The organism is Amphibacillus sediminis NBRC 103570, assembly GCF_001552275.1.
Lineage (GTDB): Bacteria > Bacillota > Bacilli > Bacillales > Amphibacillaceae > Amphibacillus_B > Amphibacillus_B sediminis.
Window position 1 is genome coordinate 22,067 of record NZ_BCQW01000012.1, and the last position, 14,702, is coordinate 36,768.

10 protein-coding genes are annotated in these 14,702 nt (G+C 38.4%); all 10 read right to left on the minus strand.

The genetic code is table 11. From position 1 onward, the window contains the following. Positions 1-51: 51 nt before the first annotated feature. Positions 52-1,200 carry a glycoside hydrolase family 43 protein gene (locus tag ASE01S_RS08930; protein WP_067841207.1) on the minus strand — a complete coding sequence of 383 codons (1,149 nt, stop codon included), beginning with the start codon at positions 1,198-1,200 and terminating at the stop codon, positions 52-54. 27 nt (positions 1,201-1,227) lie between these two features. Continuing rightward, the gene (locus ASE01S_RS08935; RefSeq protein ID WP_083512074.1) at positions 1,228-3,000 is read right to left on the minus strand and encodes a glycoside hydrolase family 43 protein; all 1,773 of its coding nucleotides are present in this window, start codon (positions 2,998-3,000) and stop codon (positions 1,228-1,230) included. 65 nt (positions 3,001-3,065) lie between these two features. Beyond that, positions 3,066-4,559 carry a glycoside hydrolase gene (locus tag ASE01S_RS08940; protein WP_067841212.1) on the minus strand — a complete coding sequence of 498 codons (1,494 nt, stop codon included), beginning with the start codon at positions 4,557-4,559 and terminating at the stop codon, positions 3,066-3,068. 578 nt (positions 4,560-5,137) lie between these two features. After that, positions 5,138-6,601 carry an ABC transporter substrate-binding protein gene (locus tag ASE01S_RS08945; protein WP_067841214.1) on the minus strand — a complete coding sequence of 488 codons (1,464 nt, stop codon included), beginning with the start codon at positions 6,599-6,601 and terminating at the stop codon, positions 5,138-5,140. Positions 6,602-6,646: 45 nt separating this feature from the next. Further along, entirely contained in the window at positions 6,647-7,648 is a 1,002-nt protein-coding gene (locus tag ASE01S_RS08950; protein WP_245630351.1) for a carbohydrate ABC transporter permease, read from the minus strand. 15 nt (positions 7,649-7,663) lie between these two features. Then, a complete protein-coding gene (locus tag ASE01S_RS08955; RefSeq protein ID WP_067841216.1) occupies positions 7,664-8,518 on the minus strand; it encodes a carbohydrate ABC transporter permease in 855 nt (284 codons plus the stop codon). Next, positions 8,515-10,884: a DUF5696 domain-containing protein gene (locus tag ASE01S_RS08960; protein WP_067841219.1), complete on the minus strand. Its 2,370-nt coding sequence runs from the start codon at positions 10,882-10,884 to the stop codon at positions 8,515-8,517. Before ASE01S_RS08960 ends, ASE01S_RS08955 begins: the two co-directional genes overlap by 4 nt. Further along, a complete protein-coding gene (locus ASE01S_RS08965) occupies positions 10,871-12,913 on the minus strand; it encodes a hypothetical protein (protein WP_067841221.1) in 2,043 nt (680 codons plus the stop codon). The genes ASE01S_RS08960 and ASE01S_RS08965 overlap by 14 nt, the downstream gene beginning before the upstream one ends. A gap of 8 nt (positions 12,914-12,921) precedes the next feature. Further along, the gene (locus ASE01S_RS08970; RefSeq protein WP_067841223.1) at positions 12,922-13,791 is read right to left on the minus strand and encodes a carbohydrate ABC transporter permease; all 870 of its coding nucleotides are present in this window, start codon (positions 13,789-13,791) and stop codon (positions 12,922-12,924) included. A gap of 15 nt (positions 13,792-13,806) precedes the next feature. Beyond that, positions 13,807-14,691, minus strand: coding sequence for a carbohydrate ABC transporter permease (locus tag ASE01S_RS08975; protein WP_067841225.1), 885 nt, complete (start codon positions 14,689-14,691; stop codon positions 13,807-13,809). Between the last annotated feature and the right edge of the window lie 11 nt (positions 14,692-14,702).

A 14,702-nucleotide genomic window follows, 5' to 3' on the forward strand; every position in this document is an offset into this window, starting at 1 on the left:
TAAATCTCCCCTCTTGCTAGCCGAATTGGGTAGCATTTCTAAAAAAAGTTGTCATAATTCACCTTTTATATTTGAGTATTTATTGCTTAATAGATGTGGTGCATACGCCGACAAAACTCGTTCATATTCTGCTTGTGTGATCGAAATGATCGAACCATGACGGGGTTTGCCACCATCCTGATTTTCTGGAAGCTGCACTCGCAACTTATCAGCCACACTAACCCAGCTGTCACCATCACTAATATCATCACTTGCAAAACCTATATAATGGTTAGGTCCACCATGATAGTTTGGTTGATCAATAAATAGATACCAACGATAACCATTAATATCACCGCGGTTCGCCGGGAAAATACAAGGGCCCTCACCACCAGTAAAAATGTTACCCTCTCCATTAGGTAAGCCGTTAGCTACACCTTCCTTTAGAGTTACCCACTGATTAAGGGAGCCCTCTTTATCTGCGTAATTCTTGCCCATTACTTGGGCTAATAGATCAGTAGAGCGATCTAAACGAATGGTCATACTCTCTTCTTCTTTCATAAAACGATAGTACACTCCATTTTCATAAGCGACAACCGCATCAATGGTTCCTTTTCCAATGCCACGATCAACGTCTACCCAAACTTCAGGCTCAGAGAACTGATGAAAGTCTTTTGTCGTGACATAAACCATTCGATTATACGTTACATCTGTTCGATCTTGAACATTATCTGTTGGATAGAGATTTGATGCCCAGAATACGACATAACATTGACGTTCCTTATCCCAAAACGCCTTAGGTGCCCAAGTATTACCTGCAAATACAGAAGAAACCCGGACATGGCGTTGTTTAGACCAATGTACCAAATCCTCAGACTCAAAAATCTCAATATAGCGTGAACCATCAATTTGAGCAGTGTGAAAGCCACGTCCACGTCTGCCAGCTATTTTCAAATCTGTTGCAAGTAAATAGAATCTTTTTCCATCATGCGACCGTATAATAAATGGATCACGGAAACCTCTCTCACCCTCCTGTGAGACAAATAATGGTTTGCCTTGATTCAAGTTGTACCAAGATAATGCATCATTTCCTTGTGATACTGCTAGACTAATTTGTTCAGCGCCCTCTCCTTCACCAGTAAAATAAGCCCATAAGTAAGCCGTCTTTTCTGATGTTAAACTTTCATTTTGTACTAACTGCTCCTTCTCAACTCTACTCATCTCTTAAACCTCCCTCTATTAGACCGGCTAGACAATAACCGGGCGAATCAAACCGTTTTGATCAAAATCAAGTGGTGAAATACAAATTTCTCTATGAAACCCTTTACCATCTGGGTACTGACTTAACGGTGTCCCAAACCGGTGATAAGCAATATAATACTTATCTTGATTAGGTAATTTTAAAATACTATGATGTCCAGTTCCTAGAATATCCTTTGCTGGATTTTTAGTTAAAATAGCATATATAAACTCAATCGGTCCAAATAGATTATATGATATTCCATAATTGACATGATAGTTTTCATTACCGGTATCATCACATGACCATGTAAAATGATAGATACCATCACGTTTTAATACAGTAACTGCTTCACGGAAGTCCTCTAGACCAATTAACGTCTGGATTGTATCTTGGTGGATAGCTGTCATGTCATTGGTTAGCTTAGCAATAGCTCCAGTGTTCCCGTTACCAAAAAGGATATAGTAACTACCATCTTCTTCATATATAGATGGATCAATCATTTGTGCCATGTCTAAGTCGTACTGTTTGATCATTTCAGGTGTTAAAATGGGCTCTTTTTCAGCAATAAACGGACCTGTTGGTGAATGGCTTTGTGCCATCCCGATACAAGATTGACCATCAGGCCGTTTGCCACAAAAATAGTAGTAATATGTCCCATTTCGCTTTGTGATACATGGTGCCCATGCATTCCCTACTGCCCATGGAACCTGTTCTGTTGTCAGATTAATAATTTCTCCTGCATTTTCAAACTGTTGCAAATCTCTTGATGTAAAGACAGAAAAGCTATCACCAGACCAGCCAGGAAAGCCATCCGTCGTCGGGTATAAATAATATCGACCATCAAAGCAAACTAAATCTGGGTCGGCATAAAGTCCTGATAAAACAGGGTTTTTTTGATCATAGTAGTGAAGAAGGCGTTGGTATTCTTGATCCGTAATCGGTAAAACACTACCATGACGTTTTTTTGTTTGACCGAAATGATAGTCTGCCAAGCTAAGCACTTTAAATTCCCCACTAGACAAATCGGTTGTTTGTAAAATCATATACCCTTTTCCTTCTGCAAACTGGTCAACAATTAGACACCAAGTCTTTCCATCAGATAACTGATAGATTTGGGGCCCTTCCACACCAGCTAACTCAGCAAGAACTGGAGAATAGATCGTTTCATAATCACCGGTTAAAGCTTTTGAACGCTCCATAAGGATTCGACTATCTGTTTCATCCTTTGTGAACCGATAGTAATACCCTTTATCATAAGCCACTGTACTATCAATCACATCGCTTTCCTTAGTTAGAAAGATGAAAGGATTTCCGAATACTTTGAAGTCTTGCGTATATGCGGCATACATCTGGTGTTTATCTTCAACTTTCGAAGCCCAAAAAACGAGAAAAGCACCTTCCTTTTCATCGTAAATAGCTTCCGGAGCCCAGACATTACCCGCTTCAGCTAGACCAACTGTTACGGCTCTTGGTCCATCCCAATAAATCAAATCATTGGATTCCCAAATAATAATGTCACGACTACCATGATTTTGGGCATGTGACCAACCTAAGCCCTTTTCGATTCTCAAATCAGTCGCAATTAAATAGAACTTCTCTTTGTTTGGATCACGAATTAAAAAAGGATCCCGAACACCTTCTTCACCAATATTCGAGTACAAAACAGGAAGCCCTTGATTAAGATCTTGAAAGTGCAACCCATCTTGACTAACACTAAAATAGACTTGCTCGCCATTTCTTTCTTCACCAGTAAAGTGAACAAATAAATAGGCCGACATTGCCTCACTCCCTTTCTTAGTCATCCATTACATTAAGCGATTTTTGTTATCAATTGGTAATAGATTTAACAATATACTAAAGTAACAACAGATCTAGCTGGAATATCAACCACACTCTGAGCGTCTTTGATTTCTAGCTCAGATAAGTCTTGGGTTTCTGATGTCACATAGGCTTTTAATGTTAGAAGATCTATTCTCTTTGATAGGTTATTTAGCACCATTTTTACTTTTTCATCATCATAACTATAGTTAATAAATACAATAGATAATTGGTCCTCATCTTTATTATAATAGGCTGAGCCCATTAGCCGATCTTTATTATCCGCACCTTGCAGATTAATTCTTACACTTCCCGGTCTTATAAAGCGACTATAGTTTCCTAGCGCCCATAAAGTCTTACTCGTTATAATTGTTTGTTGGTCACCATTATTTAAATAGTCCGTGTAAATTAATCCATCTTTATAGTCATACGGGGATAAAGCAAGCCACCATTGCCATGATGTCACTTCTGTTTCAACTAAATCAAAATGAATAAGGCGAGCAATACTTAGTGCTGTTTCCATCGATAAGTCTCTACCTGGTCCATTTTCATTCAACACACAATACTCAGACATCCATAGCTTAGCGTCAGAGTGATACCTTTTTAAATTTTCTCGAACATATCTCCTTAACTGGACTAACCGCTCGTCGCCTGCAAAGTGGTCAGACCAATAGGCATGAGCACTCACTTTATTACCGATTATTTCTCTCATTTCGGGATCGCCAAGAAGTGTTTTAATATATTGTCTGTATTCCCCGTTGGAACCAGCTGAATTTCCTCCACGGTAAGTAGAGTCATTCTTGATAAACTTAGCATATAAGTCATCATCGAGTAATGCTAAATATTCTACAGCTTCTGCCGCATCAATCTCCACATCTAGTCTCCGTTTAACTCGTTCATCGTTAAGCGCTTTCAAAACAGCTTTAATATCTGTATTATTATACCGGTTACCTTCTTGATTGGCTAAATCCCAGCTCCATGTTGGTTCATTAATTGGACTAATATACTGAAACGGTAGATTCATTTGCTGGAAATGCTCTAAAACATCAGCGAGAAATTCAACAAAATCAGTGATACACTCTGCTCGCAAGTTGGTACTACCGACAAATTGATCTGGTTGTCCATGCCCATTTTTAGTCATCCAAACCGGCGGGCTATTGACAAAAGCTATAAACCGTTCAACCCCCCTTGCTCTTGCAGCACGGAGAAACCATTGTTGACCCTGTTGTTTAGACCAATCATAAGCTTGATCCTTACCTGCCTTAAAACACTCTGCTCTTCTCCATGGATCTTTAATTATTTCCTGATCCGTTTCAATACTGCCTGCTCCTATATTGAAGCGCCACATCGATAAGCCAATTCCTCTTTCATTCGAAAATAGCAAATCGGCAAGCTTATTCTTATTTTCTTCAGTCCATTCGGACCCAACCCGATCTAATGACCATGCGCCCGATGCGCCAAAGCCCTCAATTGATTGAAATGTTTGAGATAAATCTACATTAATTTGATAAGTATTCATATCTACTCCTTATTGATATTAAGTCAAAACATGTTAAGTCACAATATCCTTCTCAAAAACATAGTTCTATAAGACAAGACCAATCATTCTACGGCGTTCTTAAAGGGATTAAGTCACAGATGTTCTATAGCTTTTTTAATGCTATCATAACTTTTATTTTATTAATAGAGGCAGATTGTTATGATTACTCTGTCATCAATTATTTAACTTCATTCAGCAGAATTCTTCCACTTCTATAAGTGGTGAGATCAATGGCCTATTTGTATGGAGGCAAAACCCACTGAACGTTAGTTGAACCAATCGGGCCGTTACTGGCTCTTGGATCTCCCACTTAGACATGACGTGCTCCCTTATTTCTTGAAGTGGAGTCTTACAAAAGCCCTACGATGGGGCGAGTAATCGCAGCCCCAGCCCGTTACACGGCGATAAAGTTATAGCCTCTAGAGAATGCCACAGATTTTCAGAAGGAATTTATCGAGCTTCGTTCGATAAATTCTGGACGCAAATACTTGTATAAAGGCACCTCAATAAATATAAGATTGAGGCGCCTTTCTTCATATTGAATGATTAACTGTTATTTAATAGAATAATTCGTCTAATGACTTTTGATGGTATGAATTTAATAAGTCAGTAAGCTCTCCAGCTACATCATGGGCATTGACTTCACCATTCATAACAGCATCTTCTACATTGCCATACTCTCCACCAAAATAGACCTCATCTAAAAACCAATCAAAACCTGGAAGAACCCTGCCCCCTAATGAGATAGGGTGTTTTACTCTTTCTAAATAATCGTCATAATAATGGCCTTCTGGTAATAACTTGCGAAGTTCCTCCCACAATTCTTCGTCTTTTAATAGAGGCAGACCCTCTGGATGATTAAAGACTCGCTCACCATTATCATACGTTAATGATCTAAAAGCTTCCAATCTATGTTCCCATCCTTCACGTCCCCAACCCATGAATTTCATTAGTTCATAAGCTTCACGTGGATGCTCAGTAACCGGTGAAATGGATGATAGGTCAACATATGCTGGCTTATTTAATGTTTCCGCATTATCCCCTCTCGGCACTGGATACGGAACAAAATTTATTCCTTTATCAGTAAAGGCATCCAGTTTAAACTGGCCAATTGTCCAAAATGCATCAAAGTGAATCGCTACTTTTCCAGTCTCTGCTGCCCATATATCTCTATCGCCAAATGCCGCCTCAGCTTCGTCTGTACCTCCAAAGGGAGCATGATTACCATTACGAACGAATTCAGCACGTTTTGTTACTGAATCTGCCCATTCTCCGGTCATATCAAATCGTTCGCCATCCCAACCAAATTCGCCATAGGCATCCTCATTAACAATCGGTGCCATTGTAACTAGATTCGTGCCCATATTAACGCCATAAATACCTTGCTCGGGAATTGTCATCTCTTCAATTAAGTCTAACATTTCACTGTATGTCCAATCTGGAGATGGCATCTCTACATTTTGTTGCTCAAATAAATTTTCATCTAGGAAAACCGCAAATGGGAATTGTGCACTTGCAGCCGCTAATTTTCTTTCCCCGTCAAAGTATCCCACATCAACTAGGGTATCTAACAATCGGTCTGTTTCGGGATCTGCCTCAAAGTATTCAGTAAAATCACCTAACCACATATTTCGAATAGCAACATCTAAATTACCGTTATACCAAAATACATCTGGCAAATCTCCATCACTAGCTAAGTTAGTTAAAAAATCATTCCAACCTAAATCACCAGATGCCTCTATTACTTCTACCTTTATATTCGGGTACTTTTCCATGAATTTTTCTGCTAAGTAGGTATTCATTTCCCCAGTTAGCCATGAGCCAAATGTAAGTGTAATCTCTTCATCAGTCATCGGTGGTAGACCAGAATCATCATGTTCTTCTCCACTATCCCCTTCCCCAGTATTATTGTCATTTTCTGTAGATCCACCTGTCGAACCATCATCTGATGAACAGCCAGCTACCAACAAAAACATTGCTAATACAACAAACAAGAGACTAAACATTGCATTTCTTTTCATTTTTTTCTTCCCCCGTTTCATTTGATTAATTTTAAATTACGGTGATTATTCACCGGTAATACCTGTATTGTCGACACTTTCCACAAAGTAGCGCTGCAAAAAGAAATAAGTAATTAATAATGGGAGGATACTAATTACTGTTCCTGCCATTCGTATCCCTTCATTTATTCGATTCGGGCTTGCTTCAGTCGCTGGGTATAGTGATTCATAGCTAGTTTCGAATTGCTGCAATTGAATCAATATTGTGCTTATATCTGTTGAAGAACTTGTTAAATAAAGTGTCGTTAAATACGTTTCATTCCAATACCAAACAAATGAAAATAGAAATGAAACAATAAAAGCGGGAATGGCCATCGGTACAGCTATTTTGAAAAAGCTAACGATTTGATTCGCTCCATCTACTTCAGCTGCTTCATAAAGTGATTTGGGTGTCTGTCTGAAAAATTGGTAAAAGATTAAAATAAAAATTGTACTATTTAACCCTTGGCCGAGAAGAGCTGGGATTGTAAAGGCACTTAGCGAACCAGTTAACCCTAAATCACTAAACAAACGATACTTAGGCATCATTAATATTTGTGGTGGTATGACAAAGCTGAAAATCATTAAGCCAAACCAGACCTTTTTCAAGGGAAATTCAAAGCGAGCAAAACCATATCCGACAATAGATGCAATGGCCACCTGTAAAAGCGTTGGAAAGAAAGCAATTTGCATACTTCCCAATAAGGCAGGGCGTACATTCAATACTGAGTAAGCCTGTCGGTAATTATCAATGTAAAAGGAAGACGGGATCCAATTAATCGACATATCCAGCAAATCACCTAATGATTGCATACTAGTTACAAACATATAAAGCATCGGATACAGATAAACAAAGCCAATTCCTAGCAAGAGTGAATAAATGACAAATTTAAGCAGGAATCCTTTTCGATCATTAAAGCCGAAAAGAAAGCGCTCTACCTTTTTTTTGATTATCTCTGCTTTAACTTTAAACGGCATTTGATCGTTTTTTAGAACCACCATTAGACGTGTTGCGCTTTTAATTGACACAGTTGTCCCCCTCCCTTAAGAAAATCTCTTCGATTTTTTCTCTCTAAACACTAAGTAAATCATCAACAACATGAATCCAACAATAATGGCGTACATCCATGCCATTGCAGAAGCAAATCCGTAACCGCGGGTAGCATTAAACATGTTCTGATAAATAAGTACTATAATTGGGTTTTGCCCACTATTCGCTAATGAGACGAGCGTATAAACTAAATTAATCAAGATTAAGGGTTTAATCGTAGGTAATGTAATTTTCCAAAAGCATTCCCAACTTGAACCGCCATCAATTTTAGCAGCCTCGTATAAATTTGGATCAATCTTCTGTAAGGCGGCTAAAAACAATAGAATCTGAACCCCTGAGTACCAAAGAATCGTAATGATTTGATTAAATAAATCACTTAAAACACTTGCAAACCAGACTGGAAATATAGCGTTTAATAAACTCATAATCACATCTTGATCAAGCATCGGTATAGCCGTGGCTCCTTGATCAACCAATTGATTGATTACAGGGCCACTTGCAACGATCACAGGTAAGAAAAAGATGGTTCTAAATAAGCCTTTAAATTTAACATCCTGATTTAACAGCATCGCGATAATCAAGGCGAAAACAACGATGACAGGTATTCGAATCAGTGTGTCGACAGAGAATGCTAATAATTCCTGAATGAAAAACATATCCTGGAGCCACACATTCAAATAGTTATTAAAGCCTGTATAGACAAAGCGCAACCCTTGTGGAGTAATCCGCATATCATTTAGGCTAAAATAAAAGGATTGAATCATCGGATAAAAAACTAAGCCTAAAAAACCGATTAACCAAGGTAGTATAAATACATATCCGTATATGGTTTCTCGTTTGATCTTCATCGGTTGTTCACCACCTGATACGACTTTGAATCGATTTGGAAGCCGTCGATCGTTTGCGGTTGGTCCGCATAGTTGACGTAAACATCTACACCATTGGCATAGCTGACTTTCGTCGTTGGACCTTGGCGCTGATAATCGACAATAACCGAACCAGCCGTTTGAATATATACATCTGATAAATCGCGATAGTATGTTTGAATCATGTCTTCATAGCGCTCATACTGTGAGCTATAAATATGTGAAGAATTTGTATTGATTAAATTAGCCGGACTCTCATGCGTGATCAGGAATGACGGGTTAAAGCCTTGTTCAACCATCTGTAAGAAAAAGTCTTCTTGATTCGCCTGAAAATTTACATACTCCGCGTAAATGGGAACAATACCTTTTAGTGTTAATGCAATAAATGGAATGTCTTCATCCACAAATATATAGTTTGAAGAGCGTGTCGGAACATCTACCATCGCATCTGTTTGATCCCAAAGATAAGCAAAAGGCTGCTCCAATAATAAATTAAACGTATCGGCATAGGACTCAATTAATGGCTGATAGTAATTTTTGGTTGAGATGCGATCAAATTCTTGATTGCCTTCACTATAAGAGAACAGTGTATTTGATATCCCGCTAATCACAAGCCTTTCGATATCTTCTTCTTTATATTTTTGATGCATCTCTTCCATTATGTTTACGGTGGATTGTGGATGTAGATAATTAAATTCTTTATACACCTTGCCAAACACCGCTTCATTATAAGTTCGTTTATTGAATTTTTTCATGACCTTATGCTGAGTGAAACCCAACTCCTCCGTATTCATTCGAAGGGCATCATGATAAAGAAAGAGATTGATCTGTTCCTCTTCTAACTGATCAATTAATTGATTGATCGATCTACCATCTGACAAAGATGAATTTGGATTGAATGAGCGGATCGGTAATCCACCATGATAGCCTTTTTGATTCCAACCTTTGTAAATAGACAGAATATTTTCGGCCCCTTTTGCTTTGATGTCTGTCAAAATACCATAGGCTTGACTAAACGTCGTCATTGGGACATCGCTTTTGACTAATAAACCCTGTTCAATTTCCGCTCCGAGAAGATCAACTCTTAAATGAAATTTATCCTCTTTCGCTGTAAGTAATTCGCTATCTAACAAATACTCGCGATAGGCAGATGCAAGCCCGATATAATTTGCTTCCTCTTCAGCAACAAAATGATAATGCACTTTAATGTCAAACTCATTTCGATCGCGCTGCCGAACAACCATCGTTCCGGTATCCTGACTAGTAGGCTGGTTATAAACTTGTCGATAAATAAATTTTGCTGTAATCCAGTTGTAAGGAAGGATCGCTCCATTTGGGTAAGCCTCTAATCTGGCGCTAAATTCCCCTTCTTCAATAATGCCAAGGAAACCAAATTGATTATCGGTATGAACCATGCCAAAGACTGGAGCGAGAATTTTCTCTGGCTGATTAAACGGATTCATTCTGTTGAATAATGAGAGTACATAAGGATCGTCAATGCCCGCATTTTCCCCATACACCATGGCTGAATAGGGCTGTGAAAACTTTCCATCCTTATCATCTAGATAAATTAGCGCACCTGATCCATCCGGGATAAACATATAGCCCTCTCTCCCCCCTAACAAGGTATGACCGAGAAAAGGATAGACATAAATACTTGCCATTTGATAGCGATCATTCTCTTCAATAATTGAATCCTGTGGAATATCAACCGTAATCCCTTGATCCGTTAGGCTAACCTTAACTTCAAAACCGATTTCCAGCTCTGGATAATAAATCTCTGCTTGAAATCCATCACTCGTTTTCGTCACCGTTTTTTCTGGATCTTGTGAATACATATCTGCCCGATTCGTGACAATATTCGTTCCAACAATATATTCAATGATGATCCCTGAGCGCATAAAGTTCTGCCATGTTTCATTACTACCAACAGGTTCTTCAACGGTTGAATACATAACCGCTCCGGTATTTTTTTCCCTTAAAATAAGTGACAAATTTTCTTCTTTTAAGTAGAGCTCATAATCATCGTTCTCTATCAGGTAATCATGCTCTTCAATAGAAGAACGCTTCGATTCAATGACAAGATCCCGTTCTTTCTGGTCATCTAATAATTCTTGTAATTCGTCGTCATCTAATTCGACTTGTGGAGGCTCTTCTATCGGTGGAAGCTCGGTTTCATCTTCATCTGGCTCCTCTTCCTCTTCTGAGGGGGCATCGATAACCGGTGTATCTGGTCCGGTAATGTCCATGTCTTCCTCGTCACCAGACAATAAGAAGTAGATAAACCCACTCAGCAAGCTAAGAAACACAATCGCTTTTATGATTGTTCTAATTTTAATGGTTTTCAATGCGATAAACCCCCTCATTGAACACTGAGACAATAAACTGGAGCATTTGTACAATTAAAATATAAATAATAAAGATGAACAAAATGGCAATTAAAATCATAAATAGTGTGATAAATATAATTTTAAACGTCTCTCGAATGGTATAGTCGTTTATCTCTTTAATCATGACAAAGATTAAAATGGCTACCCAAGCATAAATGATTGTATTTGCCAAATTTAATAAATACACTTCATTTAACGTTAAATAATTACTAATTAAAATCGTAAAAGGTTTAAATATAAAGAATGGTGCAAAGGCGTAGATAAAGCCGATAAAAACATGCTTTAATTTCCCTTCGCCATCGTTAATGGTCGTTATCAAATAATTTGATCCGATCACTAAAACGGCAACCGCCAAAAACAGTACTGAATCCATGAACAAGGAATACTCACCGTCTCGCACGTATCTAAAAATAAATCCAGTGAAGTATTTATCTAATATAAATAGAGCATAGAGTATAAATAACCAAAATCCCGCTGACCAGGTACTCCCTTTATTTTCGTACTGAATACCGTAAAACGTATTAATTGGATGTCTAATCATGTTTTTAATCCAGATCACATCTCGTAAGAATTTCAATTGGTAACGGCTGTTGATTTGATCAGCCAATCGTTTCCTATACCCTTTCTTACGTTCCAGCCACCCAAGTCCTTTAAAAAAGATAACTAGACCGATAATGACAAAGATTAAAGTCATGATGTTTTCTCTCATCCATACATTACGAACTTCCCAATAGGCATCAGAATAGCCCTCTTGATATTTAGCTTGACGGAAAGCGTCTAAAGCTTCATTGTATTCTTCATCTTTGAAGTAGGCTTCTCCTAGACCAAGATAGGCAAAGTCAAATAAACTATTTAAACGAATGACTTCTTCCCATGGGCCTTTACTTGCTTCATAATCGCCATTTTGATAAAGCTCTAAAGATTGGTGAACGAGATTAGCAAATTCAGTTGGTTGAAACAATTGAATTTGATTACGGTCTTGATCTAGTGCGTAAATACGATCCTGTTCATCAACAGCGATTGCAGATAGGCGTCTAAATAAACCCACCCGTTGTCGGCCATCATCCTGGCCACCAAATACAAAGAGGAGATTTCCCTCACTCGTGTATTCATAAATGAAACCGTCTTCACTTCCAACAAAAATATTATCTAAGGAGCCTACTTCAATCGCTGCTGGGAAGTCATCTGCAACCTGAGTTTCGATTATATTTTGACCAGCTACGTTTAACTTGCGGACTGCTTCAACGCGATCACCTTGTGAGACAGAGTAAACTAAGCCTTTTTCATCAATATTGATATTGGTTGACGTCGGTGGAACGATATCAATCATACGACTTAATTGCTCCTCAGTAAAAATGGCCCTTCTAAATATAGTCAATGGTGTGACAGCCGTTTGATTCGGGGCAAAATAACCGAGAAATTGACCCGTATTAGCATTAATCTGAATGATTCCATTAGAATTCCCGCGTGAGATAATATAGATATTATCGCGTTGATCAACGGCAACCTTTAATGGAATAAAGTTTGCTGATTCTCCAAACAAAAGACTTTCTGGCCGACCAAATTCTTGCAGTAATTCTCCTTCTAATGTGTAGACAAAGATTTTTGCATTTGTTTCATCCGCAACATAAACTTTTTGATCATGAGAGAGAAAAATACCAGTTGGTTTACTTAACTCTTCATCACCAATACTCCGTTCAAAGTTTCCAAATCGATCACCGACTAGAATACGGCCATTCCCTGTATCCGCGATATAGAGTAGGCCATCTTCGCCAACTTTCATATCCTGAGCTTGAGAAAACAGCTCATCATCAAACCTAACTATCGTGTCGGTGACTGTATAAGCCGTTTGCGTTTCTACATAACGACCATAACCGTCTTCTGTAAATGTTTTATATGCCGTAGTTGCCTCTACAATTTGTGCCGTCGATACAAAAAGTAGAAAAATAGAAAGTAAAATGAGACTTATCCGATTAATCATTTTCATGTTAACACCTACTTTAATCCCGAGTGTGCCATGGTATTCATCACTTTACTTTGTAAGATGATAAATAAAATTAGGTTTGGCACAAACATAATAAGAGAGGCGACGGCTGCCATCCCTTGACCCACCACAACGTTCGTTTGTGCTGCAAGCGTATTCATAAAGAAGGCCAATGTTCTCATATTTTCACTGGTTGTATATAGGGTTGAGGTTTCTAAGTCATTCCAGACTAACTGGAAGGCTAATATGGCTGCTGTTGCAATTGCTGGCCTGATCAATGGTAAGATCACTCGCCAATAAATCTTTAGATCACTGGCACCGTCAATCACGGCGGCTTCTATTAATGAATCAGGGACTTGATCAATAAATTGCTTGATTAAGAACAGACCAACCGGCATTGCAATAAGTGGTAGAATATGAGCGAAATACGAATCTTCGACCCCAATAAACGAAATCGTTAAGAAACGCGGAATCATAACAGCGATCGGAACAAACATTAAGGCTGTATTATTGATTTCTAATAGAGCTTTCTTGCCTACAAATCTTTTCTTCGATAAGGCATATCCTGCTAAGGTCGATAAAGCAATAGAAAGAAAAACAACAATAACTGTGACAAAAATGCTATTAAATAGATAACGCGATAGCGGTATTCCTGATGACTCCGCTAGTTGGTACAAATTCCGGAAATTCTCAAACGTTGGATTAACCACAAAGAATCTTGGTGGAAATGCATAAAGTTCATCAAGTGGCTTAAACGCGTGATTAAAAATAAAAATGATGGGTAGTGCCATAAAAACCGCAAACGGAATTAAAAAGATATAAAACTTTAATTGGCTTCGGTGAAACCCTCTTGGGTTAACGCCACTATTTCTAAGTGCCATCTCAACCTTCCTTTCTTATGCTTCTTCACTGAATAGTTTTTTCGCTATATAGGCAAACAAGTAAATAATCAGTAATAGTACAACAGACAAGGCTGCTGCATAGCCCATTTCAAACCGAATAAAACCATAATCTTCAACGTGATTTACCATCAGTTGACCGGCATATCCAGGTGTTGGATTGGCACCTGTTAACTGAACACCGATCGCACCGGCTGAGAAAGTACCTACGATCGCCATAACAGCACCAAATAGCATTTGCGGTTTCATTGAAGGGATCGTAATATAGATTAACTCTTGGAATCTATTTTTTATCCCATCAATGGCTCCAGCCTCATATAAGGTCTCGTCAACATTAAGAACGCCAGATATCATCGCCAGGAAACCGACACCCATACTACTCCATAACGCAACCACAATCATGATCGGTAAAATAAAACGTGTATCCTGTAACCAAATAATCGGTTCAGTAATTAGACCTACCTGCATTAAAAGGTTGTTAAAATAACCAGACTGATTACCACTAAAAATAACTCTCCATACAACGGCCATCGCTATCCCGGCAGTCATGGATGGTGAATAAAAGATTAGTGCAAAGATGGTTCTCGGTAATTTTGGCAATTGAGCCAATACCCAGGCTAGGAGAAAAGATAAAACATAGCCCCCTGGTCCGACAATAACAGCGAATAAAACGGTGTTCGGTAAAACGTATTGCATAAATATTTCATCCTGTGTTAACAGGTTAATATAATTTAAGAACCCAACAAACTCAGGGGTTTCAATCGTGTTAAAGTTTGTAAACGATAGGAAGATCGCCATTAAAACTGGTACGATGATAAACAACGTAAACAGTAAGATATACGGTAGTAAGAACAGATAAGCATTTTTATGATTGTCTCGCATCACTTGATCCC